This window comes from Terriglobales bacterium, from assembly GCA_035691485.1.
Lineage (GTDB): Bacteria > Acidobacteriota > Terriglobia > Terriglobales > Acidobacteriaceae > JAIQGF01.
The window spans coordinates 54,490-81,025 of record DASSIZ010000043.1; the positions used below are offsets into that span (position 1 = coordinate 54,490).

The following is a 26,536-nucleotide window of genomic DNA, read 5'->3' on the forward strand; positions in this document are numbered from 1 at the left end:
TCCGAAATAGGAACCGCACTCGCCTTGAGTTTCCGCCGCCCTAGCCAATCGCCGCAAAAAGGACTAATTTGGCCGGTTGCAATCGATCACCCTGCTGCCCGCCCGCGTTCCCGGGCATCCGCCGAGGAGGAACTCATGGCCAACGATACGCTCACCATTGCGGACAATCGGACGAACCGCACCTACACCTTGCCGATTGAACACGGAACTATCCGCACCATGGATCTGCGGCAGATCAAGACCGATACCAATGATTTCGGGCTCATGGGCTACGACCCGGCATTCATGAACACCGCGTCGTGCCAAAGCCGGATTACCTTCATTGACGGCGATCGCGGCATCCTGCGCTACCGCGGTTACAACATCGAAGACCTGGCGGAAAACTGCACCTTCCCGGAGGTCGCGTATCTGCTGCTCAACGGCGAATTGCCGACTCCGGAGCAGCGCGCCGAATGGATCAAGCAGGTCACCTTCCATACCATGGTGCACGAAGGAATGCGCAGCTTCATCGAACGCTTCCGCTACGACGCGCACCCGATGGGTATCCTGGTCAGCGCCCTGGCGGCCCTCTCGACCATGTATCCGGAGGCCAAGAACATTGGCGATGCCGAGTGCCGCAAGATGCAGATCGTGCGCCTGATCGCCAAGACCCCGACTCTCGCCGCTTATTCCTACCGCCACAGCCTCGGCTACCCCATCGTTTATCCCGACAATGATCTCAGCTACACCGAAAATTTCATGAACATGCTGTGGAAAATGGTGGAGCCGAAGTACGCAGCCAACCCGGTCATGTCACGCGCTCTCGACGTGCTCTTCATCCTCCACGCCGACCACGAGCAGAACTGCTCCGCCAATGCCATGCGCTCGGTGGGCAGCTCGCATGCCGATCCTTACCTGGCGGCGGCCGCCGCCGCGGCCGCGCTCGCCGGACCTTTGCACGGAGGCGCCAACGAGGAGGTGCTGCGCATGCTCGACGAAATCGGCGACGTCAAGAATGTGCCCGCTTACATCAAGCGCATCAAGGAGGGCAAGGGGAGGCTGATGGGCTTCGGCCACCGCGTGTACAAGAATTACGATCCGCGCGCGCGCATCATCAAGCAGACGGCAGAGGATGTATTCAAGGTCACCGGCCGCAATCAAAAGCTCGACATCGCGCTCGCGCTGGAAAAAATCGCGCTCCAGGACGAATATTTCGTGACCCGCAAGCTCTATCCCAACGTGGATTTCTACAGCGGCATCATCTACCAGGCCATGGGCTTCAGGCCCGACATGTTTACCGTGCTCTTCGCCATTCCTCGCATGACGGGATGGTTGGCACAGTGGCAGGAAATGATCGAGGACCACGAACAGAAAATTGCCCGCCCGCGGCAGATCTATCTCGGCCACGAACTCCGAAAGATCGAGAGACCCAAGCCCGCGGACCGGGCCGTTGCGAGGCAGTGAGTCAGGTAGAACTACGCAATAGGAGTACTGCCCGGAGCCGCTTACAGGGTTAGCCTCAAGGCCGCGCCCTGCTACGCCGCCTTGCTGAGTTCGGTCAGCGCAATTACCGCCAGCTCCAGCCGATCACGCGCCCCGGTCTTGTTGAAAATGGACTGCAGGTGCCGTTTGACCGTGTTCTCGCTGATGGTCAGCTCGTGCGCAATGTCCTTGTTTTTCATGCCGCGCGCAACCAGCGCCGCGATCTGCCGCTCTCGTTCCGACAGGCGCCGGATGGTGGAGGGCTCTTCTTTGGCTTCCCCGGCCATCGCGCTCAGGACCTGTTGCGCGATGTCTTCGGAAAACGCCAGTTCCCCGTTGGCTACGGACCGTATGGCGGCAAACAAACGCTCTGGCCCTTCGCCCTTTAGCACCAGGCCACGGGCGCCCAAGCGGACCACCTGCACATAGTCAGGCTGGTTCTCCGAACCGGTCAGCACCACCGACGCCACCCGGCTGCCCGCCTTGTCCAGCGTGCGCAGTACTTCGAAGCCGTCCGTGTTGGGCATGAACAGGTCCAGCACCAGCACGTCAGGATGAGTCTGATTGACCAGCTCCAGCGCTTCCGCGCCGCTGCCCGCCTTGCCTACCACATCAAAATCCTTTTGTGTCTGCAGCAGGGCGCCTAAGGATTCGCGCAGCACCGCGTGGTCGTCAGCAATTACGATTGGGATACGGTTGGCCATTTACTCTATTGTAAACACAACTAGGCTCGTTCACCTAACCCACTGCTTACGATGTAAGGAAAGATTCCCGGGATTTCCAATAAACATCGTTTTATCACCGCCTCCGGCAGGAACGTTGGGGGCCCCTAAAGTTTGGCAGCCCATCAGTTAACGCCATGGCAAGTCAGAAGTGATATATTCCCGCCGCAACGCTGTCAGGGAGCTCGTTTTGACGGTTGATGAGGAGCTGAACGTTCTCGAGGAGACCGTTCGTAAGCTCAAGATCGAATATGACGTGTATTTTGGCGGGGGCGCCAAGAAACCGCCCAACGATACGGAGTGGCGCGTCCAGAACCTTATCCGCAAATACAGCGACTCCTCCAAGCTCAGCTTCGCCCAGCGTTTCCGCTACAACGGCATCGCCCAGCGCTATGCGCTTTTCAGCGATTTATGGCGCAAGAAAATCAAGATTAAGGAAGAAGGCTTCCGCCGCCCGCAAGATGCCGCGCTCGGTATTCAGGGCCTTCGCCATGAAGAGGAACAGGCGGCCGCTGCGGCCTTGAAATCCGGGGTTGCCGGGGCGCCGTTCAAAGTGCATTGCTCTGATGTTGACGCCGACCAGGTCGCGGTCAAATCCCTTTTCGACGCGATGATGGAAGCCAAGAAGAACGCGGGACAGCACGCCGATCCCAACAGTTTCGACTCCTTTAGAACCTTCCTCAAGAAAAAGACGGACCAGATCCGTGGCCAGTATGGTTGCGCGGCCGTCGAATACTCGGTCGAGGTCCAGGACGGCCACGTCCGGTTGAAGGCAAAAGCGAAAACATAATTTCGCAGCCTTCCGCAATTCTGAGTTTCTCAATTCCGCAATTCCGCAGTTCGGCAATTCCACAATTTTTCGCGTTCCTCCCTGGTTACTTGCCATGCTGCGCAACAGAACCCACAGTGGCACATGACCCACTCGGCCCTGGTGGACCTTGCCGTGCGCTGGCTCCACACTTCCTATCGCTGCGGCATTATTCTTTCCGAGCAGGCTTGCTGTACCGGCGAAATTCCCGACGTGATCGGTTGGAAAGCGCGCTGCCGCTCGGTGCTGGTGGAGTGCAAGGTCTCGCGCGGCGACTTCCTTAACGACCGCAACAAGCCGTGGCGTCTCGACTCCAGCGGCGCGCTTGGCTGCGAGCGTTTCTACATGGCGCCTGCCGGCTTGATTTCCCCCGCAGAACTGCCCCCTGGCTGGGGGCTGCTGGAGGTGCGCGGTCGCAAAGTCGAAATCGCAGTCGCTTGCAGCAAGCGCAAGTCTCTCCGCACGCCCGACGGCCTCCTGCACGAGATGAACCTGCTGCTGGCCAGCCTGCGGCGCGTGGAAATCCGTATCGAGCCGCAAACCATTACCGACTTTCTCAAATGGGAGAACCGCTTGGCGCGCTACAACGGCGGCGCGCTGCCGGAGGGCGTGGACGACCCCACTGACGCCAACGCCTACCTGAGCACCTGAGTACCGAAATCAACCATAGTGTCTCGGCTGGACTGGCTCGGCGTGAGGACCTTATCGCGTGTGATCCCCGTCACAGCTACTCCGTTCGCTGCTAAGATTAAATGCTCGTCATTCCCACGCAATCTTGAGAGGAACTCATGGCTAAGATCCAGCGCGCCATCCTCAGCGTCACCGACAAGACCGGCTTAGTTGAATTCGCCAGGCAACTCGCCGGCCAGGGCGTCGAACTCGTCTCCACCGGCGGCACCGCGCGCTTGCTGCGCGACGGCGGCGTCCCGGTCAAGGACATTTCCGAGCTCACCGGTTTCCCCGAAATGCTTGACGGCCGGGTCAAGACGCTGCACCCGCGCGTGCACGGCGGCATCTTGCACATGCGCTCCAATCCCGAGCACCGAACCACCGTCGCCGAGCACGGAATCGAGCCCATTGACATGGTGGTGGTCAACCTCTATGCGTTCGAAAAGACCGCCGCCAAGCCCGGCGTCGCGGTGGATGAACTGATCGAGAACATCGATATTGGCGGGCCTTCCATGATCCGCTCCGCCGCCAAGAATTTTCACGACGTCGCCGTCGTCACTTCGCCCTCCGATTACCAGGCGATCGTGGACGAGCTGCGCTCCTCCGGCGGCCAGCTTTCCGCAACCACCAAGTGGAAGCTGGCGCAAAAAGCCTTCGCCCTTACCGCCTCCTACGATTCCGCCATTGCCACCACGCTGGAGCGGGTGCACGCAAATGGGAACCTCCAGCTCCAGGCGGAATCCGGTTTTCCCCCCACCCTGCGCCTTCGCTACAACAAGGTCATGGACCTGCGCTACGGCGAGAACCCGCACCAGGCAGCCGCCATGTATTCGGATGGCACCGGCGTCGGCGTCGCCAACGGCAAGCAACTCCAGGGCAAGGAACTGTCCTACAACAACATTGTTGACCTGCAAGCCTCCTGGGACTTGGCCGCCGAATTCGACCAGCCATTTTGCGCCATCATCAAGCACACCAATCCCTGCGGCAGCGCCGTCGGAAAGGATGTGATCGAAGCCTTCCAGCGCGCCTTCCAGTGCGATCCCGTCTCCGCCTTCGGCGGCGTCATCGCGCTCAATCGTCCGGTTGACGGCCCCACAGCCGAAGCCATCGCCGGTCTTCGCCACAACGGCGTCGCGCTCTTCATCGAGTGCATCATCGCGCCCTCCTTTGACGAGGTCGCGCGCGCCCGCTTCGGCAAGCGCAAGGACCTGCGCCTGCTCGAGGTCACTCCCGCTCCCATGAAGCGCGTCATCAAGGCTGTGTCCGGCGGCGTGCTTGTCCAGGACAACGACCTGCACAGGCTCGACCCCGCTTCCGTGAAGGTCGTCAGCCGGCGGCCGCCCTCTGCCCAGGAGATGCAGGATCTGCTGTTCGCATGGAAGGTTGGCAAGCACGTGAAATCGAACGCGATTCTGTATGCCCGGGACGGCCGCAGCGTCGGCGTAGGCGCAGGCCAGATGAGCCGCGTGGACTCCGCCAAGATCGGCGCCATGAAGTCGGTGCTCGGCACCCAGGGTTCGGTCGCTGCCTCCGACGCCTTTTTCCCATTTCCCGACGGCGTCGAGGAGATCGCAAAGGCCGGCGCCACTGCCATCATCCAGCCCGGCGGTTCGGTTCGCGACCAGGAGGTGATCGACGCCGCCGACAAGCTGGGGCTGGCTATGGTCACCACTGGCATTCGTCACTTCCGGCACTGAACTGCGATACGCGGCCAACGGCTGCGATTGGAACCTGCGCCATTCTTGGGGTGACGTCTGCCTGCATTTTGCTCAGGATGCGCTGAGGGACTGGCAAAAGTTCGTTACGAAGGTGACAGCACGGGTTCTTTTTCTGCCTGTAACCCCAATTCCTTCCGGAATTTCGCGTAAAATTACATTGACACCCGCCGGATGAGTTCGGCATCCAAACTGTGGTGATAGTTCTGTCTCGTTAAGGACCTCAATGATCTCCGGTAAGCCTGTCGTTGCCGTATTTTTGCTTGCCTCTATGGCCTCGGTTGCGCAAACGGCTCCCGCGGCCAAGCCCGCATCGCCGCCGGCGCAACTTTCTCCGCAAACCGCGCCCAGGCAGGGCAAGAAACCCGACCATGCTGCTGCGTACTATCACTACGCCATGGCGCACATGTACGAGGAACTGGTCGCCATGTACGGCCGTCCCGAGTACGCCAACAAGGCCATCGACGAGTATCGGCTTGCCATCGAGAACGACCCGGCTTCCGAGTACCTGAATTCCGGCCTCGCCGAGCTTTACGCCAAGACCGGCCGCATTCGTGACGCCGTGGTTGAGGCCCAGGAAATCGTGAAGCGCGATCCCAATAACCTGGAAGCGCGCAAGCTTCTTGGCCGCATTTATCTTCGTTCCTTGCCTGATTCTCAGGTCGGCGCGCAATCCCAGGAAATCCTGAAACGCGCCATCGAGCAGTACGAAGCCATCTGCCGCCTGGAGCCGAAAAATGTCGAGGACCACGTCCTGCTCGGGCGCCTCTACCGTCTGAACAACGAACTGATAAAGGCGGAAAACGAGTTCAAGACCGCGGTCTCGCTCGACCCCGGCTCGGAAGAGGCCCTCACCACCCTCGCCTACCTGTACAACGAAGAGGGCGACTCGGCGCGCGCCGCCCAAGTGCTGAAGGGCGTCCCGGATTCGCAGCGCTCCAGCAAGCTTTACTCCGCGCTCGGTTATACCTACGAGCAGCAGAAGGACTACAAGAACGCGATCGCCGCCTACAAGAAAGCGGTGGACAGCGATCACGACAATCTCGACGCGATCCGTGGCCTGGCGCAGAACCTGATGAACGACAACCAGACGGAGGCCGCGCTTGAGCAGTACCAGACCATCGTCGAATCCGATCCGCACGATGTGCAGAGCCTGATGCGCATCGCAGAAATTCAGCGCCGCAGCGGCAAGTTCGACGACGCGCTGGCCACCTTGAAAAAAGCCGAAGCCGAGGTCCAGGATTCGCTCGAAGTCCCGTACAACATGGCCGTCATTTACCAGGCGCAGGGCAAGTTTGACGACGCCATCCAGATCCTCAATAACCTGCTGCAAAAAAGCGAGAAAGCGGACGGCAACTACACTCCCGGCGAACGCAACAACCGCGCCGTGTTCCTGGAGCGGCTGGGCACGATCTATCGTGACACCGGCAAGACCCAGCTTGCGGCCGCCACTTTCCGCAAAATGTTGACCCTCGGCGACGACAACGTCAGCCGCGGCTATCAGCAGCTCATTGATACTTACCGCGAGGCCAAGCAGTGGAAGGAAGCCACCGCCGTCTCTCAGGAAGCCGTCGCCAAGGTGCCCAAGGACCGCAACCTGAAGATGGTGCTCGCCGGGCAATTGGCCGACACCGGGCAGGCGGACCAGGGTCTCAGCCTGATGAAGGGCATGCTGAAGGGCACCGCGGAGGACCGCGAGGTCTACATCTCGCTGGCCCAGATGTACGGCCGCTTGAAACGCTGGCCGGAAGCGGAAGAGGCGCTGAGCAAGGCGGCGCAGCTCTCCAAGAAACAGGAAGAGAAGGACTACGTCAGCTTCGTCGCCGGCTCCATCTACGAGCGCCAGAAAAAGTATGACCGCGCGGAAGAGGAATTCAAGAAGGTCTTGGCTGGCGATCCTAACAACGCCGTTACCCTGAATTATCTCGGCTACATGCTTGCGGACCGCGGCGTCCGCCTGGAAGAAGCGCTGACCTACGTGAAGAAGGCCATTCAACTGGATCCGCAGAACGGTGCCTACCTGGACTCGCTCGGCTGGGCTTATTTCAAGCTCGGCAATTTTGACCTGGCGGAAGAAAACCTGCGCAAGGCAATGGATCGCACCCAGAACGATCCTACCGTGCTCGACCACATGGGAGACCTTCTGCAAAGGACGGAACGCCTGAAGCTCGCGACGGCCTACTGGGAGCGTGCGCTCACCGAGTGGGCCAAAAGCGTGCCCTCCGACGTAGATAACACCGAGGTCGCCAAGGTGCAGAAGAAGCTCGATAGCGCCAAGGTGAAGCTTGCCAAGCAGAACGAGCGCAAAGCTGAGGCGGTGAAGCCGTAGTTTCCGTTTCAGTTCTTAAAAGTTAAAATGTGATCTCTAGCCAGGCCGCCCTCGGCCGGGTTTGCTTTGCGCGTTACAAATGAACAACGGCGACTACAGTGCCGCACGTTGTTCCCGGCGTAAAACTCACACGCACGTTCTGGTTCACAAAGAAGGCGCCACCCTGGTTGCCGCAGAACGTGATTGTCTGTGGCAATCCCGACCCGACGATGGTGACGGCGGTGACATCGATCATCGTGCCGTTGCCGTCGGACGTGGCCGTAAAGTGAACCACTGTAACCAGCCCGCTGACGGTCACGGCATTAGCGGGAAGCAGTGTTCCTTGGAAGGTAACGCCGCCGCAGCCGGTCAGCAGCGTGGCGAACAGGAGCGCCAGGACCCGCTTCATACAACAACTCCAAAATCATTCTACTGCTCTGGCCGGTGGAAACCGCTTGAAACTGGAAATCGGAAACCGGACACTAGCTTCATGCTCGCTCCTTACGCCGCGCGCGTCGAACGGAGCCGCGGGCGGCGTCATCCCGAGGCGCCTCATCCCTATCGCACCGACTATCAGCGCGACCGCGACCGCGTCATCCATGCGCGCGCCTTCCGCCGCTTGGAGGACAAGACCCAGGTCTTCACACGCCGTTATTCCGATCACTTCCGCAACCGCCTGACTCACACCATCGAGGTCGCGCAGATCTCGCGCACCATCGCCGCGCAGCTCGGGCTTGAGGTGGACCTGGTAGAGGCGCTCGCGCTCGTTCACGACATCGGCCATCCCCCCTTCGGCCATGCTGGCGAGAAGGCGCTTGACGCCGCCATGCGCGCTCGCGGCTCCTTCTTCGACCACAACCTGCACGCACTGCGCATCGTCGAGGATTTCGAGCAGCGCTACGCCGCCTTTCGCGGCCTGAACCTCACCTTCGAGGTCCGTGAGGGCATCATCAAGCATTCGCGCGACTACAGCCCGCAGGATTATCCGCAACTCGCCGAATACCTCTTGGACCGGCTCCCTCCGCTGGAGGCGCAGCTCATCGACCTGACCGATGAAATCGCCTACAACACCGCCGATCTCGACGATGGCTTCGAGGCGCACATCCTCAAGCTCGACGAGATCCGCGGCGGCATTCCGGTGTTTAATAGTTTCTACGAGCAGGCGGAGGCGCGCTATCCCGACGCTCGCGAAAAGCTGAAATTCAACGAGGCGCTGAAGGCCATGCTCGACCGCATGGTCTCCGACCTGATCTTGACCACATCCCGGCGCATCCGCGATGCCGGCGTGAGTTCGCCCGAGGACGTGCGCGGCTGCTCGCGGCGCCTCGCCTCCTTCAGCGACCAGGTCAACCGCGAGCGGGAGCGCGCTAAATCATTTCTTTATGACAAGGTTTACTTCAGCGACGAGTTACGCCCCGAAAAGGGCCATGCCGAGCGCGTCGTGAGCGATCTCTTCCGGCATTGGACGGCGCATCCCGAGGCGCTGCCGGCCAGTTATCGCGAACAGTCCGAGCGCGAACCCGTGCATCGCGTGGTTTGTGACTACATCGCCGGCATGACCGACAGCTTCATCCTGCAAAAACACGCTGAACTTTGCGGTTGATTCGCGTCTGTGGCACCGGTCTCCCACCTGTATTAGTGCCTCCACGGGCTCGGCGGCGGCGGACGCCCTCGGGCGCCGCTGTGCTTCGCCCGCGTCTTCGATACAATTGTGCCGAATGAAAATCGCCTTGTTCCTTCTTCTCGCACTTTCTATGCGCGCCGCCGACTCCCCCATCCCCATCTCGCAGGAGCCCCACCATCATCTCCTGCTGGAGAACGAATACACTCGCGTCTACGACGTCAGCCTGCCGCCGCACCAGTCCACGCTTCTGCACCGGCACGACAACGACTATCTTGCCGTCATCCTTCAACCTGCCCAAATCCAGAACGAGGTAGTCGGGCGGCCCGTCAATACGGGTCACGCCGGCAAGGGCGAGGTCCGCTTCGCGCTGGCGCCATTAACCCATCGCCTCATCGATACCGGCGACACTCTGTTTCGCAACATCACCATTGAAGTCCTCAAGAAGAAGCAGCCGCAGGCGAAAGAGCAGCAGCCTGAGCGCGGTCTCGATGTCGGCCACGGCGGCATGGCCGATATTGTTGTGGACAACAGCGAACTGCGCGTCCAGGAAGTGCAGATCGCCGCCGGCGGCATGCTGCACAAGCACAAGCACAAGTTTCCGTTCCTGGTGGTCGCGCTCAGCGATCTCGACCTGCACAACATGCCGCAGGGCAAGCCGCCGACCATGGTCCACCAGAAGGCCGGCGAAGTGAAATGGATCGGCGCCGGTTCGACGCACGAGATGATGAACATGGGCCAGCAGCAAGCCCACTTCATCGAGGTGGAATTTAAGTAAGACAGGGAGTTCCCAACGCAAATCGCAGAAACCAACAAAATGCCCGGAAACTTCTCCGGGCATTTTGCTAACTCCTAACTACTAACCACTAACTCCTGCTTTTTTACGTCACCACGCTTCCGGTTTTGTGGTCGGCCACCGTGCTGAGCCCCGCGCTGACTACTTCTGCCTTTTCTTTTCCCGCCAGCAACTGCCGCAGCACATATTGCAGGATGCCGCCGTGCTTGTAGTAGAGAGCTTCCTGCGGCGTGTCGATGCGCAGGCTGGCTTTGAACTCGCACACGCTGCCGTTGGCGTGCCGGGCGCGCACCGTCACTTTCTGCCCCGACTTGTAGTTATCCAGCAGTTCGCGCAAACCGACGATTTCGTACGTTTCTTCTCCGGTCAGCCCCAGCGTTTCGTGATCGTCGCCGGAGTGGAACTGCAGCGGCAACACGCCCATGCCGACCAGGTTGGAGCGGTGGATGCGCTCGAAGCTCTCCGCGATCACTGCGCGTACGCCCAGCAGCATCGGACCCTTCGCCGCCCAGTCGCGCGACGAGCCCGAGCCGTATTCCTTGCCGGCGATGATGATCAGCGGAACTTTCTCCTCCGCGTATTTCATCGCCGCGTCAAAGATGGTCATCTCTTCGCACTGGGGCAGGTGGCGTGTGAAGCCGCCTTCGCGGTTGGGCACCATCTTGTTGCGCAGACGTATGTTCGCGAAGGTGCCGCGCACCATCACCTCGTGGTTGCCGCGCCGCGAGCCGTAGGAGTTGAAGTCCTTCACATCCACTCCGTGCTCGATCAGGTACTTGCCCGCCGGGCTGTCGGGCTTGATCGATCCCGCGGGAGAGATGTGATCGGTGGTGACGCTGTGCCCCAGAACCGCCAGCACCCGCGCGCCGGTAATGTCTTTGACCTCCGCCGGCTGCAGTCCCATGCCCTCAAAATACGGCGGATCCTTGATGTAAGTCGACTTCGCATCCCAGGCGAACGTCTCGCCGGCGGGCACGTCGAGCGACCGCCAGCGCTCATCGCCCTCATATACTTGGCGATACGTTGCGCGGAACATTTCGCCGCGTATTCCCGCGACCGCGTCGGCCACTTCTTTGGTCGTGGGCCAGATGTCGCGCAGAAAGACCGGCTTGCCCTGCTGATCGCGTCCCAGCGGTTCCTTTTCCAGGTCAATGTCGATGCGTCCGGCGAGCGCGTACGCCACCACCAGCGGCGGCGACATCAGGTAGTTGGCGCGGACCTCGGAATTGATCCGGCCTTCGAAGTTGCGGTTGCCGCTCAGCACCGATACCACCACCAGGTCCCGCGAATTGATGACGTCGGAGACCTCCGCCGGCAGCGGCCCCGAGTTGCCGATGCACGTGGTGCAGCCGTAACCGACCAGGTTGAAGCGCAGCTTTTCCAGATACGGCGTCAGACCGGCTTGCTTGTAGTACTCGGTCACGACTTTTGATCCCGGAGCAAGTGAGGTCTTGACCCAGGGCTTTGTCGAAAGCCCTCGCTCGATGGCTTTCTTGGCGAGAATTCCCGCCGCCAGCATGACGGAGGGATTCGACGTGTTGGTGCAGCTCGTAATCGCCGCGATGACCACGCTGCCATGACGCAGTTCCTTGCGCAGGTCGGCCATCATCGGCTTGTCCGCCGAGGGCGATTCCTCGTCTTCCATGCCGACCGCGGTGCTTCCGCCTTCGCCTTCGAAGCGTCCGACCTGCTTGTCGGCTTTGTCCGCGATCTTGCTGCCCGGACGCAACAACGTCGGCAGCGTCTGCCGGAATCCTTCCGGCACCTTGTACAGGGTGACGCGGTCCTGCGGACGCTTCGGGCCGGCGACGCTCGGCTCCACCGTCCCGAGGTCGAGTTGCAGGTTGGTGGAATAGGTTGCGTGTGGCGTATTGGGCGTGTGGAACAGCCCTTGCTCCTTGCAGTAGGCCTCGACGAGCGCAATCTGCTCCTCGCTGCGGCCGGAGAGCCGCAGGTAATTCAAGGTTTCGCTGTCGATGGGGAAGATGCCGCACGTGGCGCCGTACTCCGGCGACATGTTGCCGATGGTCGCGCGATCGGCCAGCGCCAGCGTGTGCAGCCCGGGACCGTAGAATTCCACGAACTTGCCGACCACCCCTTCCCGTCTCAGCATCTCCGTGATCGTGAGCACCAGGTCGGTGGCGGTGGAACCTTCTCTCAGTTTGCCGGTAAGCTTTACGCCTACCACTTGCGGAATCAGCATGGATACTGGCTGGTTCAGCATGGCGGCTTCAGCTTCGATTCCTCCCACGCCCCAACCCAGCACGCCGAGGCCGTTGATCATCGTGGTGTGCGAGTCGGTTCCAACCACCGTGTCCGGATAGGCGAGCGGCCGATTGCCGTTGTTCGACTTGCCGACGAACACCACGCGCGCCAGGTATTCAAGGTTGACCTGGTGGACGATGCCGGTGTCCGGGGGAACAATCTTGAGATTCTGGAACGCGCCCTGTCCCCAACGCAGAAATGCGTAGCGCTCCTTGTTGCGCTGGAATTCCAGGTCGGCGTTCACTTGGAATGCCCATTGCGTGCCGAATTCGTCCACCTGCACCGAATGGTCGATGACCAGTTCCGCCGGCGAGATCGGATTGATGCTGGCGGGAGCTCCGCCCAGCTTTTCCATCGCTTCGCGCATGGCGGCCAGGTCCACCACCGCCGGAACACCGGTAAAGTCCTGCAGCAGCACCCGGCTGGGAGTGAAGGAGATTTCCTTCGTCGGCGCCGCTTTTGCATCCCAGGCCGCCAGGGAACGGATGTCGTCCGCCTTGACCGATTTTCCATCCTCGGTGCGCAGCAGGTTTTCCAGCAGGATGCGAAGCGAGTAGGGAAGGTGCGTGGTCGAGATGCCCTGCTTGTCGAGGGCTCCGATGCCGAAAATATCGTATTCCTTGTTGCCGACGCGCAACGTAGATCGACTGCCAAAGCTGTTCTTCATGATTTTGTCCAGTCTGTTATGAGCGTGGCCGTCCTCGGCCAACTTCCGCGGGCCGATGCCAACCCACCAGTTTAAAACAAATGGGAGTTCCCGGAACCAGATTCCAACCTGGGAGCGTCACGTCAGGATGTGACACAAGGGCGGGTGCGCGCCCGGGACCTGCATTATTTCCGGTGGTGCCGCTGGCTGCGGGAAGGACGTTCTTCGACCACGGCGAACTGAAGCTTGCGCTGCACGCTGTCGATTCGGTCCAGGATGACCCGCACCGGATCGCCCAGCGAGTATTTCTTCCGCGTGCGCTGTCCGACGATTTGTTTCGTCCCGTCGTTATATGCGTAATGATCGTCGCTGAGGCTGGAGAGCGGTACCAGCCCCTCAATGAACATCTCATGCAGCTCGACGAAGAACCCGAACTTGGTGACGCTGATGATCAGGGCGTCGAACTCCTCGCCGACGCGGTCGCGCATGAACTTGATTTTTTTCCATTCCATGAGCTCGCGTTCGGCATCGTCGGCGCGGCGCTCGGATTCGGAGGATTCTTCGGCAATCTGGTGCAGGACTTCGGCAGGGATAGGTCCGTCATGAGGGGCGCCGGGCTCGGACCCCTGCCGCGCGGGCTCGCCGTGGCGCGCGCGCTTCGGTGAACCCTTGCTCCAGGGCAAAGCCGCGTGCGCCGCACCTTCTTTCGCGCTCGCGGGCGGACGCGCAGCTTTTGACCAGGCGCCCTTCCGCTCGCTCAGTACGCCGGTTCCCACCGCCACCTGGCCGTCATGCTGCTCGGCGGAATTGCGCAACACTTCTTTGAGAATGCGGTGGACGATCAAATCCGGATAGCGTCGGATTGGCGAAGTGAAATGCGTGTAGGTGGGCGCGGCCAGGGCAAAATGGCCGACGTTCTCCTCCGAATACTTCGCTTGCTTGAGCGAGCGCAGCATCAGGTACGACAAAATGCGCTCTTCCGGCTTGCCCGCGATCTTCTCCGTCAACTTCTGGTACATGTGCGGCGTGATGTGCACGTCCTGCGGGATCTCCACCTCGCGCCGCTGCTGTCCCGCCCGCGAGCGCTGCGCCCCGCGCCCCGGCCGGCGATGATCGGTGTAGGAAAAGCGCTTCACTGGCAGCGCTCCCACGCCAAGTGAATACCCGAACGCCGCCGCGATGGTCTCGAATTCGTACACGCGCTTGGGATCGGGCTTCTCGTGGATCCGGTATAGCGAAGGAACTTCCTTGTTCTCCAGGTACGAGGCCACGCTCTCATTGGCGGCCAGCATGAACTCCTCGATCAGGCGGTGGGCGAAATTGCGCTCCGAGCGTGTGATCGCCTTCATCAGCCCGTTCTCGTCGAACTCGATCACCGGCTCGGGGAGATCGAAATCGATGGAGCCTCGACGCGCCCGCTTGCGGTTAAGAATCATTGCCAGTTCGCGCATCAACTCGAAGACGTCCACCAGCACGCGGTAGCGCTCGCGCAGCTTGCTGTCGCCTTCCAGGACGGCATTCACGTCGGTATAGGTCATGCGCTCGGTGGAGCGGATGACGCCGGGCATGATCTGGTAGCGGAGAATGTCTCCCTTGGGATCGATCTCCATCACGCACGACATGACCAGGCGATCGACATGCGGACGCAGCGAGCACAGGTCCGTCGACAGTTCGATGGGCAGCATGGGCACCGCGCGGTCAGGAAAATAGACGGAGGTGCCGCGCAGGCGCGCCTCCGCATCCAGGGTCGAGTTTTCGCGCACGTACTGCGCGACATCGGCGATGTGCACCTGCAGCTCGAAATTTCCATTGTGCATGCGGCGGACGAACACAGCGTCGTCGAAATCGCGCGCCGTTTCACCATCGATGGTGACGATGGGCAGGCTGCGAAAGTCGCGCCGGCCGCGGCGTTCACGCGCCGGAATCATGTTCTCAAACGATTGTGCTTCCTCCAGCGCCGCCGTGGGAAAGCGATGCGGCAAATGGTACTTGCGAATAACGATTTCGGTGTCCACGCCGAAGTCGTCTTCGTAACCCAGGATCTCGACCACCCGCCCGCGCGGATTCTGCGTGGGGGTGGGCCAGTCGGTGATCTCCACATCGACGACAACGTTCTCCATGTCCTCGGCGATTTCCGTCCGCTTTGCCTCGGTTCCCAAAACGCGGTGCCGCTCTTTTATCTTGTGCTCCGGCTTTTCCATGCCCGAAGGATGCGACATGCCTCGCGGAATCACGATGTCGAGCGTGATTTTTTCGTCCATTGGCGTGACATAGTCGTAGCGCGGACCGTAGTGAAAGGTGCCGACAACGGTGGAATGCGCGCGGTTGATGACACGAACGATCTGCCCTTCGGCGCGGCCGTCTCCGCGTTCGCGACGCAACTCCACCAGCACGCGGTCGCCGTGCATGGCGTTGTCGGTGTTCTGCGGGCTGATGTAAATGTCGCCGTCCAGGCGCGAGCGCAGTTCCTCGCTCTCAGGGATCACGAAGCCGTATCCGTCGCGGTGCATGGTGAGTCGGCCCGCAACCAGGTTGCTCCGAGAAGGCGTCTTGGGAATGGCGTAGCGGTCGCCATCCTGTGCGACCAACTCTCCACGTTGCACCAGCCCCTCTAATCGTTGAACGAAGTCACGCCGCTCATCACCGCGAATTCCCAGTTCCCGCACCAGTTGTTTCAGTCCGGCGGCCTGCTTTGGCTGTTGCGCGATTTTCCCCAGGATGGCGGTATCGGGAATCATCGCCAGATTGGATGCCTTGGCTCATGGAAGGGCGGATTATGTAGTGATGAATTCGAAGCCGTGCGTGCGAGCCGTGGGTGCGACAGGTTAATCGGCAGAGGCAACGCGGGCGCCGATCCCGCTCCGTATGTCGCCGGTAAGGGGATCGTCGGGGAAGGCTACGGTGAAACTCACCAGCGCCGCGCGCGCCGCCGGCGTACCGTTGCGGAGCAGGGCCTCGAGCGCGATTTTCCGCAATGGAAGCGGCATGCTGCGGTCGTTGACCACCAGCGCCAGCACCGCGGTGGAGTGCTCGGAGACGATTCCCGCCAGTGCCTGCACCGCGCGCATCAGGTTTGCATTGCGGCCCGGCGAATCGGAATAGAGGAATTTTTCCAGATCGCCTACCGTCTCTGGGTCCTTCAAGAAGACCAGTTCGTCCAGCGCCTGTTCCAATACGTCTCCCAACAGGTACGGCAAGGCCGCGGCAAGCAGCGGCGCCCGGCCGGGAGCGCGGGTCTTGATCAGGGCGGATGCGGCGGCGCGCTGCACCCGCACGTCGGAGTGCTGCAGCACCGGCGCCATGTGGACCGACATATCGGGGTCGGCAAGATCACCCAGCAGTACGCAGGCATTGCGCACCACGTACCAGCGGGGATCGGAAAGGCGCTGCCGAACCACTTCTATCCCGACAAGGCCCATGCGCGCGATCAACCGGATGATGGCCATTCGCTTCTGCCCCGCTTCTTCGCTCTCCAGGCGCTGGAAGAGGAACTCGACGGCGGGCACTCCGGCGCGGTGGATGATGGCGGCGGTACGGCGGGACCAGCCTGAATCGGTCCTCTTCTCCAGGTACAGCTCTACGACGCGCTCAAAGGACGATTCCGGCAGCAAGTGCGAAAGCATTTTGCCGCAGCAGGGCGCGTGGCGCTCGCCGTCGGCGGCCAGCAATTGCTCCATGGTGGAACCGATGTTGTGCACAACCTCGTAGTCCTCGTACGTCGCGGCCGATTTGGACAGTGCCACCAGCGCATTCAGGACCTGCATGTGACGGAACGACTCGAAAACGTCGCGCTGGAGCAGCTCCAGCAGCTTATCGGTGGTCGTCTGCGCGAAGCCGGTATGCACCCCGGCAATGGCATTGATCAGCTCCGGCAGGCGGGAGAGTTCCTCCACTTCGATCTGGTCGGGGTCGCGATCGAGAAATTTCAAGTAATGCAGAGCCACCTGGGTAGCGTCCGCGGCGAACCCCTTGCGCATCTGGTCGCGCACATGTTCCATGAGCCGGGAAAAGTCGGTGCGGTCAAAATGTTCGACCTCCAGCAGCCGCTTGTGCTTTTCCTCTGGCGGCAAGGCGATCCAGTTCAGCTCGGTCTGGACCTTTTCCACCAGGTGCGTGGGGAAGCTGTACTCCTGGAAAAATTGCGACAGGCGGCCGGCGAGCTTTTGCGCCATCTGCGTAGCGTGCAGGCTGCGGGCGAGGGCTTGCACCACGCGTTCTTCGACGATGAACGCATCGCCGCCGCTGGCCGGAACCGAGGCCAGTTGCTGCGTGGCCCAGTCCATGGCGCGGGCTTGCATCAGTTCCGCCGCCATCTCCTCCGGAGGCAGCGACTTTACTTCCTCTTGCCGGGCGGTTGGAAATGCTGCCAGGACCATGTCGGGCCGCACCCCGCGCAACATCTGCGCCAGCGACAGGTATACCTGCTGCGGGTCACCTTCGTTTCCGCAAAGTGCTGACTCCACCATGGGCGTGACCCGGGAGAGGATGGCGTCCGGTCCCCCACTGCCGATAGCGGGGCCGGCGGCCGTGTCCAGCAGGCCGGGAAACGACGCTGCCACGCTGCTTGTCGCCCCCTGCTGGGCCCGCAGATACGCCTCGGCATCCATTTCCAGGACGGTATCCCCGCTCGCGGTACGCCTCTGCGCCTTGCCGGCATGGATGATCCGGACACTCTCGACATGCTGCCGCGCCAGGAAGGTGTCGGTGCCGCCGATTTCCTGGATTTTCTTCAACGGCGTGGCCAGTATTTCCAACACCCCCTTGTACCGCGCGAGGGTAATCCCCGCTTCGAAACGGAGCGCGCTGATGCCGCGCTTAAGAAAATCTTCCTCCAGTTGCGTAAGCCCTCGCGCCGTGGTGAGCACGTTTTCCACCAGGATGCGGTCGTCGCTGAAACCAAAGGTGAACGAGCGCTGCTCTTTCAGGATGGTGTTCAGCAGGTTGAAGCTTTCCTGGATGGGGCCGGCGGCAACGTTGTGTTCGGTCGACAACATGCCGGAGGTGCGCACCGCGATCTGGAGCGCGCGCGCGAACCGCAAGCCAACCGTTTTCAGCTGTTGCGAGTCCATAAAACGAGGCTAGCTTATGTCCATTCCGCCGCGATTTCCATGCCCGGTACTACGACAGTAATCACCGCCGGCCGGTTTCCGTGGTGAACCGGTCCTGGCATTGCCTGGCTTGGGCGGCCAGCGGTGCGAAGAAGGGCGTCTCGCGAAGTTTGGCCAGTGCCGGATCGTCATGCAGCGCAGTATTGGAGCAGTAGTTCTGCTCGATGGCGCTGCCGATCAGTTGCGCCGCCGTCTCTTCTTCGCCGCACCAGGCCAGCAGCGAGCCGTGGTAATAACGGAACTCGGGATCGCGCTGCGCCAGGATCCCGGCTGCGGCGCTGCCGGCGAGCTTGTGCATCTCCGCCTCCGCCACCGGTTTCAGGCAAGACTGCAGCAGTCCGCCGTACCAGGCCGGCCGGGAGGAGATTTTGGCCGCGGCCACGCGCGCCTCGTCACGCTTGTTTTCGCGCACCAGGATTGCCGGAAGCACGCTGGCAGCCCAGTCGGAACCGCTGTCCAGGCGCACGTACTCGAGAGCGCGCTTGGTATTGCCGAGTTCAAAAAAGACGAACGAGCAGGAGCGGAAATCGTAGTTGCCGGGATCGAGCGTGACCGCGGCATCGCATTCCTGGGCAGCGTCGTGCAACAGTCCTGCATAACGCAGGATGTACGCCAGGGTGAAGTGCGCCTGGGCGTTTTCCGGACGGCGTTTCACCAGGTCGGCCGCTTCCTTGTACGCCTTCCCAATCGCGCCTGCCTCGGCTCGCAAGCGGATCAGGTGCGCCGCCGAAGAGATCAGGTTGGGGTCGAGCGCGAGAGCTTTTTCATACGCCGCTACCGACTTCTGCACCGCTTCCTGCCCTGCCCCGGAGTATTGGGATTCGTAGTAGTAGCGCAGGCCCAGGGCATCCAGGGCAGGCGCGAATTTCGGGTCCAGCTCGACCGACCTCTCCAGCATGGTCAGCGCGGTGCTGTTGGGCGCGGGATCGTGAGGCAGCGCCGAACCGCGCAGGTAAAGATCGTAGGCGGTCGCGTCGTGCGGTTGTGTGGCGCTCGCCAGCAGCGACGTCTGCGCCCCCAGCGTCGGCAACAGCCCATCCCGTACCTGGGCGGCGAGCTGTTCCTGCAGCGTCAGCAGGTTCGCAGTCGGCACCGTGACGGTCCCCTGCCATACCAGCCGGTTGAAGCGCGTGTCTACATCATCCAGGGTGATGATCAGGCGATCGCCCTGGCTCATGTAGTGCCCGGTCACGACATTGGCGGCTCGCAACTCCCGTCCGGCCTGCTGCGGATCGTAATTTCCTTGCAGGTATTTTGCCCCCGAAGGCACCGGACGTATTTCCAGCGACGGTGTGTAGGCAAGAATCTTGACCAGTTGGTCGGGAACGGCGAAGCGCAGGTAATCGGTGTCGGGATCGCCGCTGACGTTGTTAAAGGGCAGCACGACGATCGTGTTGTTGGCTGCTACCGGAGCCGGCGTGCGGCCGTGCTTTGCCCACCAGACCGTCACCACCAGCAGAATCATTACCAGCGCCGCCGCGATTCCGACCAGCGCATAAATCTGTCGCAAGCTTAGCTTGCGGAAGGTGCGGCTGGGAGCGACGTGAACCGGCATCACCAGGCCGAGCGCTTGCAGTTCCAGCTCTTGCTTCAGCGCCCGAAGATCGTTGGCAAGCGCGCGCGCGCTTTGATAGCGCATGTCCCGGTCTTTTTCCAGCAGCTTGCCGATGATCGCCTCGAGCCGCGCCGGGAGTGAAGGGTTCAACGTTAACGGCGAAACCGGCTTCTGATGCTGGATGGCGGCAAGGGCCAGCACCGAAGTGCGCGCCAGGAACGGCTTTTGTCCGGTGACCGTCTCGTAGAGCACCGTGCCCAGGGAAAACAAATCGCTGCGGGCATCGATTGGCTCACAGCGGGCCTGCTCCGGCGACATATACATGGTCGTGCCGGGAATCACGCTGGTTTCGGTCAGGGCTTCGCTGGGGCGGTGACGCGGAGCGTGGGCGCCGTTGCCATCGCTTTCCGCGGCCGTACAGGCGGTCACCAGGGTTTGATCCGGGGCCAGCTTGGCGAGCCCGAAATCCAGAATCTTCGCCTGTCCGCGATTGGTCAGAAAAATATTGCCCGGCTTGACGTCGCGATGAACGATGCCCTGGGCGTGCGCGGCATCGAGCGCGTCCGCGATCTGGATGGTGATGTCGAGCGCTTCCCGCGCGTCGAGCGGGCCACGCACCAGCCGGTCCTGCAGGCTCTGTCCCTGCAGCAGTTCCATGACGATGAAGGGCAGGCCGTCATGCGACTCGATATCGAAAATAGTGCAAATATTGGGATGATTCAGAGAAGAGGTGGCGCGGGCTTCCAGGATAAATCGGTCCAGCGAGCCGCCGTTCCCGGCCACGTTTTCAGGGATGAACTTGAGGGCGACACGCCGGCCCAGGCGCGTGTCCTCGCCCTCGTAGACCAGGCCCATGCCGCCGCCGCCCAACTTTTTCACAATGCGGTAGTGCGAGATGGTTTGCCCGATCACGGCAGCTTGCTCCGCAGCATCGGGCATCTTAGGTCTGCCACGCCCCAAAATCAACGCGCTTGGGTTCAATAGTCAAATCGAATGCCGATATGCCCCGCCACCTGCTGGGCGGCGGCGCGGAACTGGTTGGGCGCGGTAATGAACGCCGCCGTTCCGCCGGTTGCCGATGCCAGCCCTTGCAGGCGATATATGCCTTCATCTCCGTTCACGTCCACGCCGATGCAATAGATTTTCACGCCGCTGGCACGGATTTCCGCCGACGAGGCGAGTGTGGGAATACGGCTACTGGCGTTCTTGCCGTCGGAGATCACCAGCAGGACACGGCTGTCGTTTTTCGCGATGCGACGCAGGTGTCCGGCAGCAAAGCCGGCAGCGTCGAGCAATGCCGTGCCCGGATGCGGCTTGATCTGGTCGAGCGCCTTCTCCAGGCGCTTCGCGTCGCCGGTTAAATCTTCCTCGAAGACCAGGTCGTTGCTGAACGAGAGAATGAAAGCTTCATCTTCCGGGCCGAGGCGTCGGACAAGGTCGCTGAGACTATTGACGATGGCTTGCCGCGTGCCTTTGCGAGTCGTCGAGGTCTCCAGCAGAATGCCGAGGGACACCGGTGGACCGGTGCGTCTCGGGAAAGCTGCCTCGGAAGAGATCGGCGGCAACGAATTGGCGGCAGCAGTGGATTCAGCCGGCGGCTCCGGTTCGCCTTTCCATCCCGTGCGGGACACCGAAGCCGGTGTGGCGCGTGTCTTCGACCCGTGTGCCTTAGTCCCCGACAACGCAGGTTTCGAAACATTCGCCGAAGCAACTTGCGCCGTCTTCGCGGTCGCAACCACGGTGGCGGCCGCACTCGCTCCCGGCGCCGCGGTGTTAGCCAGGTACTGCTCCCAATCGCGATCGCTGCCGCCATCTTCCTTGTATTTTTTCCTGCCAAACTGCTCGACGTCGCGTGCCGCCGCAGGTCCTCCCGACAGGTTCACTGCGCGCGCCAGCAGCCAATATCCCTGCTGCCGGTTCGGTTTGTCTCCCGACAAGTCGGCAAGCGCCAGCGCATATACCAGGCGCGGATCATTAGGCGAGGCTGCGACCGCCTGCCCGAGCAATTCCCTGGCGAGGGAATAATCCTTTCGCTCCAGCGCCTCCGATCCCGCCGCCGCCGCCAACGTCGCCTGCGAATACTGCCGCAAACGCGAAAACTCGTCGAAGCTCATGCCCTCTGGACGCCGCAAGCGGCCAAGGCTCAATAATCCGCGCTGTACAGGATCTTCCTCGGCCGTGCGGCGCGTGGACGCTGCGTGCCGCACCGCAACCGTCGGCCGTTGTTGATGGGCCGTCAAGACCGCGAGTGCCAGGGCATTATCGGGATCGCTCGTCAGCAACTCCCGCGCCCACTTCGCCGCGGCCGCGTCATTGTGCGTCTGCTCTTCGTCCCAGACAATCCACTCCAACGCGTCCATTTTCAAATTGCTGGTCGGCGCGCCGGCAGCGAATCGCTCCAGGGCGGACAGGCGGCTGTTCGTATTGGCCTGCGTGATCGCTTTCAGGTAAGCGTCAATATGCGTGGTATCGGTGGCCTGCGCGACAGCTCGCGGTACGCCGGCCAGGAAAAAAATGATGATCGCCGCGCAGACGGCGCCGGCAGGGCGGCCGAACTCGGAGCTTACGCTCTCGCGGTACATAAGGCCTCGGGGGGAGTACGTAGCGTGCTTTCCTGCTTAGATGCCGGTTCGGCGCGGCTGTGAGCGGAATCGCCAACGAAATCCGGGAACTCTGAAAGGCGCGAGAGCACGCAAAATTTCGATGCCGGAGATCATGGCTTGCAGTCGAGCGACGGCGAGGTCATAATTCCTCCCTTTTCCCGCAGGGTGTGGGAGCATCGATTTTCCGAAGGAGCCACCATGGGCTTACTCCATCTTTGTGACGAGCAGCCGGCCACCGTCCGTCCGGAAACCAGCGCCTCCGCAGCCATCCAGCTCATGCTCGATCACCGCGTTGGAGCAGTCACCGTGCTGGATGACGATGCCGTCGTCGCCGGGGTCTTCACCGAACGCGATGTCTTGCGCAAACTTGCCCTGAGCGGCAAGGATCCGGCAAAAACTCCGGTCGCCGAACTGATGACTACGCCGGTCGTGCTGGCTACCCCGGACACGTCGCCAGGCGAGGCATTTTCCATCATGATGGAGCGCCACTTCCGGCACCTCCCCATTGTTGACGACCGCGGCCGCCTGGTCGGCATGCTCTCCATTCGCAATTTGCTCCAGTGGCGCGTCGATGAGCTTACTGATCGCCTCGACACCATGGAGCAGTACATCACCAACGACGCCATGGGGGGATAACGAAAGACGAGGGCCGTTGGTGCGGTTGTTGCGGATAGCCGCTACACCCGTGCCCATATTTTGTCCTGCTGCCCTGGCGCTCGACCCCGGCAACACCTGGGTTTAGCCGCTTTCTAAGCGCGAATCGATTTCCCCGGTAGGTACTTCCCCCGATATAAGAAATGCCACCCGGGGGCGAAGATTTACACCGCTTGGCGAGTCGCTTCGTCGTCCATCGGTGGAAAAAATGTGCTACAACGGTGGACGCACCCAGCAACTCGCTTCTGTTGGAGAGGAAACCGGATTACGTGGGGATAATCCTGCGGAACCGGGTTTGGCCAGCGAAGTGCGAAGCAACCAAAGAACCCCTTCTGAAAGGAATTGAATAGCGATGTGGAAGCCCACGAACCAGCCCACCACCGGGGGGCCAACTCCAAACCCGGAACCGCAGCGTCCGAGCACGCCCAACCTGACACCTCCGGCGGAGCCTACGCCCGCCGCAGCTCCTAGGAATGCCACTATGAATTCGCAAGACCAGGCGACCATCGGCAAATCGCTCGTCATCAAGGGCGAAGTGACTGGTTCGGAATCGCTTTACATCGACGGCCGTGTCGAAGGCTCCATCAACCTGTCGGGGAACCGCGTCACCATCGGCCGCAATGGCGTGGTCAATGCCAACATCAATGCCCGCGAAATCGTTGTCACCGGCAAGGTGCGCGGTAATCTCGTCGCCAGCGATCGGGTCGACATCCGCAATGAAGGCTCGCTGACCGGCGACGTCATTGCGCAGCGCATCTCCATCGAAGATGGCGCCTACTTCAAGGGCGGCATTGACATCCGCAAGCCCGGCCAGAAGGCGAATGGCGAGGCCAAGGACAATTTGCCGGCTGAGACCGCAACCGGGACATCCGCGGCTGCTGCCCGCGCTTAGTTTTTAGTACGAATTGGGCTGGATGCAGGTCCTGGGTTCGCGCCGGCAACGCTGCGGGCCCGGGACTTGCGATTCTTTTTCTGAGCCGGGACTTCCCCCATGTTCGAGAAGATTCTTCAATTGCTCGCATTGTCCTGCCGCCACAAGCACACCTCCCAGCCGTTTGCGGCGGCGGCTCCGGTCGGCTCGTCTGCCGTGGCTAGAGAATGGGAAGTTGTCAGCGCAGCCACCACGCACTACATCGTCTGTCTTGATTGCGGAAAGAAGATCGCCTACGACTGGGCCAACATGCGCCAGATTGGTTGAGTCAACCTGCTCAGGGCTCGACCCCCGCACCCAAGTCGGCCGCTGTTCCCTGTTCCACTGCCACTGCCGTAGGTTGTGCCCTCTTCCGGCGCAGGTCCTTCGGCAATTCCGACCTCAGAATCCACAATCCGCCCGCCACCGCTCCTGCCCACGTCACTGACGCCAATACCAGCGACAGCAAGTCAGCCCGGCGGCTGCCCGCCACGCGCACAATTTCGGCAACCTTGATGCCCGCCGCGGCGGCGATCACCGCCGTCACTGCGGCTTTGCCCAGCTCACGCCAGTTCAAGCCCGGTAACGGTATGACGCCTCTTCGATGCAGCATGATGGCGAGCGCGAGCGTGTTTCCCGCGATCCCGATGTCGGACGCAATCGCCAGTCCCACGACGTCGAGCGCATGGAACAGCGCATAGTAGATGGGCAGCGACGCGACGGTGATGATGCTGGCCGCCACCATCGGCGCCACCGTGTTGCCGGTCGCGTAAAATGCCCGCGAATACAGCGCCTGCGCCGACCAGAAGGCCAGCGAAAGCGCGAACCAGAAGAACAATGACGCCGTCTCGCGCGAGTCGGCGAAGGTGAACCGCCCGCGTCTGTATACCAGGTCAATGACCGGCAAGGCGGTCGCCATCATCCAGGCCGTCGCCAGGAACGACGCTGCCGCCAGGCGGTACACCGACCCGTTCACCGCGCCGGCAAAATCCCGCACCCGCTTCTCGCCCCACAGGCGCGCGAAAAACGGCAGCGATGCCTGTCCTGTCGCCTGGCCCAGCACCGCAATCGGCACCGCGAACAAACGCTTGGCGTAATTGAGCCGCGTGATGTCGCCCACTCCGCCGGAGGCAAAATAGCGCAGGATCCAGTCATCGGCAGTGGCCAGCGACACGCCCAGCATCAGCGGGATGGAAAGCCAGACCCAGTCGCGAAATGCGTGGTCGCGGACATCGAATGAAAGGCGGTAGCGGATGCCGGTGCGTGACGCCCCGATGGCGTTGATCAGGAACGGGCCCACGAACGCTCCCGCGACCGCGCCCACCGCCAGCGAGGCAATCCCAAACTGCCGCGCGCCTAACAGCCCGCCGAAGATGATGCCCGCGTTGTAAAGGATCGGTGCCAGCGCCGGGATCAGGAACAGCCGCCGCGACAGCAGCACCGCCGACACCACCCCGCCGACATAGAAAAACAACTGTGCCGGCAGGAGAATACGGGTGAGGTGAACGCACAGCTGCAGTTGCGCGGCGGAAAAAGCCGGGAAGATGAGCCGCTCGATCTGCGGCGTCAACACCTCGGTGATGCCGATTCCGATCAGCATCACCGTGCTCATCACGGTGATGATCACGGAAAACGTCTTTTCCGCTTCCCGCTCCCGCTTTTCCGCCAGGAATCGCGTGTAAATGGAAATGAAAGTGATCGAGGCCGTCCCGCCCGCCACGATGTAGTTGAGCCAATCCGGCAGGGTGAAGGCGGCAACGTATGCATCGGTCTGCGCCCCGGCGCCGAATGCCCATGCGATGTAGGCTTCCCGTACGTAGCCGATGACTCGCGACAGCATCACCGCCGCCATCAACAGCAAGGTGGCGCTGAACGCGCTGTGCTGGTGCGACGGCCGCAGCAGTCGCAGCGCGCGCGCCACCACTCCGGGCTGTGACTCGGCGGGAGTTGGCATCGGTAGCGCGATTGTATCCTGCGACTTTCCCCTTCCGAGTTGCGAGTTGTGAGTCCTATAACTTGCCCGAGCGGGTCGCTTAAAGTGAAATGGATAATCGGGTCAGAGTGAAAAGGGCCGTTGCTCACTTTCCCCGATTACACAATTGCCCGATCGGACCTCTCTGCGGTGGTAAGCTATTGCCGCCGGAGGAGCCCGACCATGCTCTTCGAGCAGTTCTACCTCAACTGCCTTGCCCACGCCTCCTACCTGATCGCTTCCGAAGGTGTTGCCGCCGTCATCGATCCCCAACGCGACATCGAGATTTACCTGCAAGCCGCCGCGGAGCACGGCGTCCGCATCGCGCACATCTTCGAAACTCATTTGCATGCCGACTTTGTTTCCGGCCACCGCGAACTGGCGGAGCGAACCGGCGCGAAGATTTACATTGGAGAGCGGGCCAGTGCCCGGTTTCCCAACGTGCCTCTGCGTGACGGCTTCTCCCTCCGCTTTGGGCAGATCGAGATCCGCGCCTTGGAAACTCCCGGCCATACGCCGGAGAGCACTTGCCTGGTGGTGACCGATCGCGAGAAGAGCGCTGACCAGCCCTGGGCCGTGTTCACCGGTGACACGCTCTTCATCGGCGACGTCGGCCGCCCCGACCTCGCCGAGGGCTACACGCCGCAGCAGCTTGCGGGCGCACTCTACGACAGCCTCCACCAGAAGCTGCTCAAGCTTCCCGATGACGTGCTGGTGTACCCG

At 61.7% G+C, this 26,536-nt stretch carries 19 protein-coding genes; 11 read left to right on the forward strand and 8 right to left on the reverse strand.

Annotated elements, in window-relative coordinates:
* Positions 1–135 precede the first annotated feature (135 nt).
* Positions 136–1,443 (forward strand): citrate synthase, encoded by a 1,308-nt coding sequence (locus VFI82_05465; protein ID HET7184110.1) that lies wholly within the window; start codon positions 136–138, stop codon positions 1,441–1,443.
* A gap of 71 nt (positions 1,444–1,514) precedes the next feature.
* Here VFI82_05465 and VFI82_05470 read toward each other — a convergent pair whose 3' ends face one another.
* Positions 1,515–2,165 (reverse strand): response regulator transcription factor, encoded by a 651-nt coding sequence (locus tag VFI82_05470; GenBank protein HET7184111.1) that lies wholly within the window; start codon positions 2,163–2,165, stop codon positions 1,515–1,517.
* A 208-nt stretch (positions 2,166–2,373) separates the two neighbouring features.
* Here VFI82_05470 and VFI82_05475 point away from each other — a divergent pair, with 208 nt between their 5' ends.
* The 4 genes from VFI82_05475 to VFI82_05490 all read left to right on the forward strand — a co-directional run bounded on the left by VFI82_05475 (position 2,374) and on the right by VFI82_05490 (position 7,704).
* A complete protein-coding gene (locus VFI82_05475; protein ID HET7184112.1) occupies positions 2,374–2,973 on the forward strand; it encodes an MXAN_5187 C-terminal domain-containing protein in 600 nt (199 codons plus the stop codon).
* Positions 2,974–3,096: 123 nt separating this feature from the next.
* Positions 3,097–3,642, forward strand: a complete 546-nt coding sequence (locus tag VFI82_05480) for a hypothetical protein (protein HET7184113.1) — start codon at positions 3,097–3,099, stop codon at positions 3,640–3,642.
* Between the two features lie 137 nt (positions 3,643–3,779).
* A complete protein-coding gene (purH, locus tag VFI82_05485; protein HET7184114.1) occupies positions 3,780–5,357 on the forward strand; it encodes a bifunctional phosphoribosylaminoimidazolecarboxamide formyltransferase/IMP cyclohydrolase in 1,578 nt (525 codons plus the stop codon).
* 244 nt (positions 5,358–5,601) lie between these two features.
* The gene (locus VFI82_05490) at positions 5,602–7,704 is read left to right on the forward strand and encodes a tetratricopeptide repeat protein (protein ID HET7184115.1); all 2,103 of its coding nucleotides are present in this window, start codon (positions 5,602–5,604) and stop codon (positions 7,702–7,704) included.
* A gap of 73 nt (positions 7,705–7,777) precedes the next feature.
* Here the strand turns inward: VFI82_05490 and VFI82_05495 are convergent, their stop codons facing one another.
* Positions 7,778–8,092: a hypothetical protein gene (locus VFI82_05495; protein HET7184116.1), complete on the reverse strand. Its 315-nt coding sequence runs from the start codon at positions 8,090–8,092 to the stop codon at positions 7,778–7,780.
* Between the two features lie 81 nt (positions 8,093–8,173).
* Between VFI82_05495 and VFI82_05500 the strand changes: the two genes are divergently transcribed.
* The gene (locus VFI82_05500) at positions 8,174–9,286 is read left to right on the forward strand and encodes a deoxyguanosinetriphosphate triphosphohydrolase (protein HET7184117.1); all 1,113 of its coding nucleotides are present in this window, start codon (positions 8,174–8,176) and stop codon (positions 9,284–9,286) included.
* Positions 9,287–9,401: 115 nt separating this feature from the next.
* A complete protein-coding gene (locus VFI82_05505; GenBank protein HET7184118.1) occupies positions 9,402–10,082 on the forward strand; it encodes a hypothetical protein in 681 nt (226 codons plus the stop codon).
* Between the two features lie 103 nt (positions 10,083–10,185).
* Here the strand turns inward: VFI82_05505 and acnA are convergent, their stop codons facing one another.
* From acnA to VFI82_05530, 5 genes are all read right to left on the reverse strand, one after another.
* On the reverse strand, positions 10,186–13,032 hold the full coding sequence (gene acnA / locus VFI82_05510; protein ID HET7184119.1) for an aconitate hydratase AcnA: 2,847 nt from the start codon (positions 13,030–13,032) through the stop codon (positions 10,186–10,188).
* A gap of 164 nt (positions 13,033–13,196) precedes the next feature.
* Positions 13,197–15,749 carry an RNB domain-containing ribonuclease gene (locus tag VFI82_05515; protein HET7184120.1) on the reverse strand — a complete coding sequence of 851 codons (2,553 nt, stop codon included), beginning with the start codon at positions 15,747–15,749 and terminating at the stop codon, positions 13,197–13,199.
* 87 nt (positions 15,750–15,836) lie between these two features.
* On the reverse strand, positions 15,837–18,080 hold the full coding sequence (locus VFI82_05520) for a HEAT repeat domain-containing protein (protein HET7184121.1): 2,244 nt from the start codon (positions 18,078–18,080) through the stop codon (positions 15,837–15,839).
* A 61-nt stretch (positions 18,081–18,141) separates the two neighbouring features.
* Complete coding sequence (locus VFI82_05525) at positions 18,142–20,613, reverse strand: protein kinase (GenBank protein HET7184122.1); 2,472 nt, start codon at positions 20,611–20,613, stop codon at positions 18,142–18,144.
* Between the two features lie 38 nt (positions 20,614–20,651).
* Complete coding sequence (locus VFI82_05530; protein ID HET7184123.1) at positions 20,652–22,256, reverse strand: VWA domain-containing protein; 1,605 nt, start codon at positions 22,254–22,256, stop codon at positions 20,652–20,654.
* Between the two features lie 219 nt (positions 22,257–22,475).
* Between VFI82_05530 and VFI82_05535 the strand changes: the two genes are divergently transcribed.
* From VFI82_05535 to VFI82_05545, 3 genes are all read left to right on the forward strand, one after another.
* Complete coding sequence (locus VFI82_05535; GenBank protein ID HET7184124.1) at positions 22,476–22,913, forward strand: CBS domain-containing protein; 438 nt, start codon at positions 22,476–22,478, stop codon at positions 22,911–22,913.
* Between the two features lie 499 nt (positions 22,914–23,412).
* Positions 23,413–23,823, forward strand: a complete 411-nt coding sequence (locus tag VFI82_05540) for a polymer-forming cytoskeletal protein (protein ID HET7184125.1) — start codon at positions 23,413–23,415, stop codon at positions 23,821–23,823.
* A 99-nt stretch (positions 23,824–23,922) separates the two neighbouring features.
* Complete coding sequence (locus VFI82_05545) at positions 23,923–24,129, forward strand: hypothetical protein (protein ID HET7184126.1); 207 nt, start codon at positions 23,923–23,925, stop codon at positions 24,127–24,129.
* A 10-nt stretch (positions 24,130–24,139) separates the two neighbouring features.
* Here the strand turns inward: VFI82_05545 and murJ are convergent, their stop codons facing one another.
* Positions 24,140–25,795 carry a murein biosynthesis integral membrane protein MurJ gene (gene murJ / locus VFI82_05550; protein ID HET7184127.1) on the reverse strand — a complete coding sequence of 552 codons (1,656 nt, stop codon included), beginning with the start codon at positions 25,793–25,795 and terminating at the stop codon, positions 24,140–24,142.
* A 201-nt stretch (positions 25,796–25,996) separates the two neighbouring features.
* Here murJ and VFI82_05555 point away from each other — a divergent pair.
* Positions 25,997–26,536, forward strand: a 540-nt coding sequence (locus VFI82_05555; protein ID HET7184128.1) for an MBL fold metallo-hydrolase, incomplete at its 3' end; no start/stop codon positions are given.

Excerpts from the sequence above, each read along its gene's own strand:
- VFI82_05530 (HET7184123.1), bottom strand. The coding sequence starts at position 22,256 with ATGTACCGCGAGAGCGTAAGCTCCGAGTTCGGCCGCCCTGCCGGCGCC.
- VFI82_05520 (HET7184121.1), bottom strand. The coding sequence starts at position 18,080 with ATGGACTCGCAACAGCTGAAAACGGTTGGCTTGCGGTTCGCGCGCGCG.
- VFI82_05470 (HET7184111.1), bottom strand. The coding sequence starts at position 2,165 with ATGGCCAACCGTATCCCAATCGTAATTGCTGACGACCACGCGGTGCTG.
- acnA (HET7184119.1), bottom strand. The coding sequence starts at position 13,032 with ATGAAGAACAGCTTTGGCAGTCGATCTACGTTGCGCGTCGGCAACAAG.
- purH (HET7184114.1), top strand. The coding sequence starts at position 3,780 with ATGGCTAAGATCCAGCGCGCCATCCTCAGCGTCACCGACAAGACCGGC.
- VFI82_05515 (HET7184120.1), bottom strand. The coding sequence starts at position 15,749 with ATGATTCCCGATACCGCCATCCTGGGGAAAATCGCGCAACAGCCAAAG.
- VFI82_05480 (HET7184113.1), top strand. The coding sequence starts at position 3,097 with ATGACCCACTCGGCCCTGGTGGACCTTGCCGTGCGCTGGCTCCACACT.
- VFI82_05495 (HET7184116.1), bottom strand. The coding sequence starts at position 8,092 with ATGAAGCGGGTCCTGGCGCTCCTGTTCGCCACGCTGCTGACCGGCTGC.
- VFI82_05540 (HET7184125.1), top strand. The coding sequence starts at position 23,413 with ATGAATTCGCAAGACCAGGCGACCATCGGCAAATCGCTCGTCATCAAG.
- VFI82_05525 (HET7184122.1), bottom strand. The coding sequence starts at position 20,613 with ATGCCCGATGCTGCGGAGCAAGCTGCCGTGATCGGGCAAACCATCTCG.
- VFI82_05545 (HET7184126.1), top strand. The coding sequence starts at position 23,923 with ATGTTCGAGAAGATTCTTCAATTGCTCGCATTGTCCTGCCGCCACAAG.
- VFI82_05465 (HET7184110.1), top strand. The coding sequence starts at position 136 with ATGGCCAACGATACGCTCACCATTGCGGACAATCGGACGAACCGCACC.
- VFI82_05505 (HET7184118.1), top strand. The coding sequence starts at position 9,402 with ATGAAAATCGCCTTGTTCCTTCTTCTCGCACTTTCTATGCGCGCCGCC.
- VFI82_05535 (HET7184124.1), top strand. The coding sequence starts at position 22,476 with ATGGGCTTACTCCATCTTTGTGACGAGCAGCCGGCCACCGTCCGTCCG.
- VFI82_05500 (HET7184117.1), top strand. The coding sequence starts at position 8,174 with ATGCTCGCTCCTTACGCCGCGCGCGTCGAACGGAGCCGCGGGCGGCGT.
- murJ (HET7184127.1), bottom strand. The coding sequence starts at position 25,795 with ATGCCAACTCCCGCCGAGTCACAGCCCGGAGTGGTGGCGCGCGCGCTG.
- VFI82_05490 (HET7184115.1), top strand. The coding sequence starts at position 5,602 with ATGATCTCCGGTAAGCCTGTCGTTGCCGTATTTTTGCTTGCCTCTATG.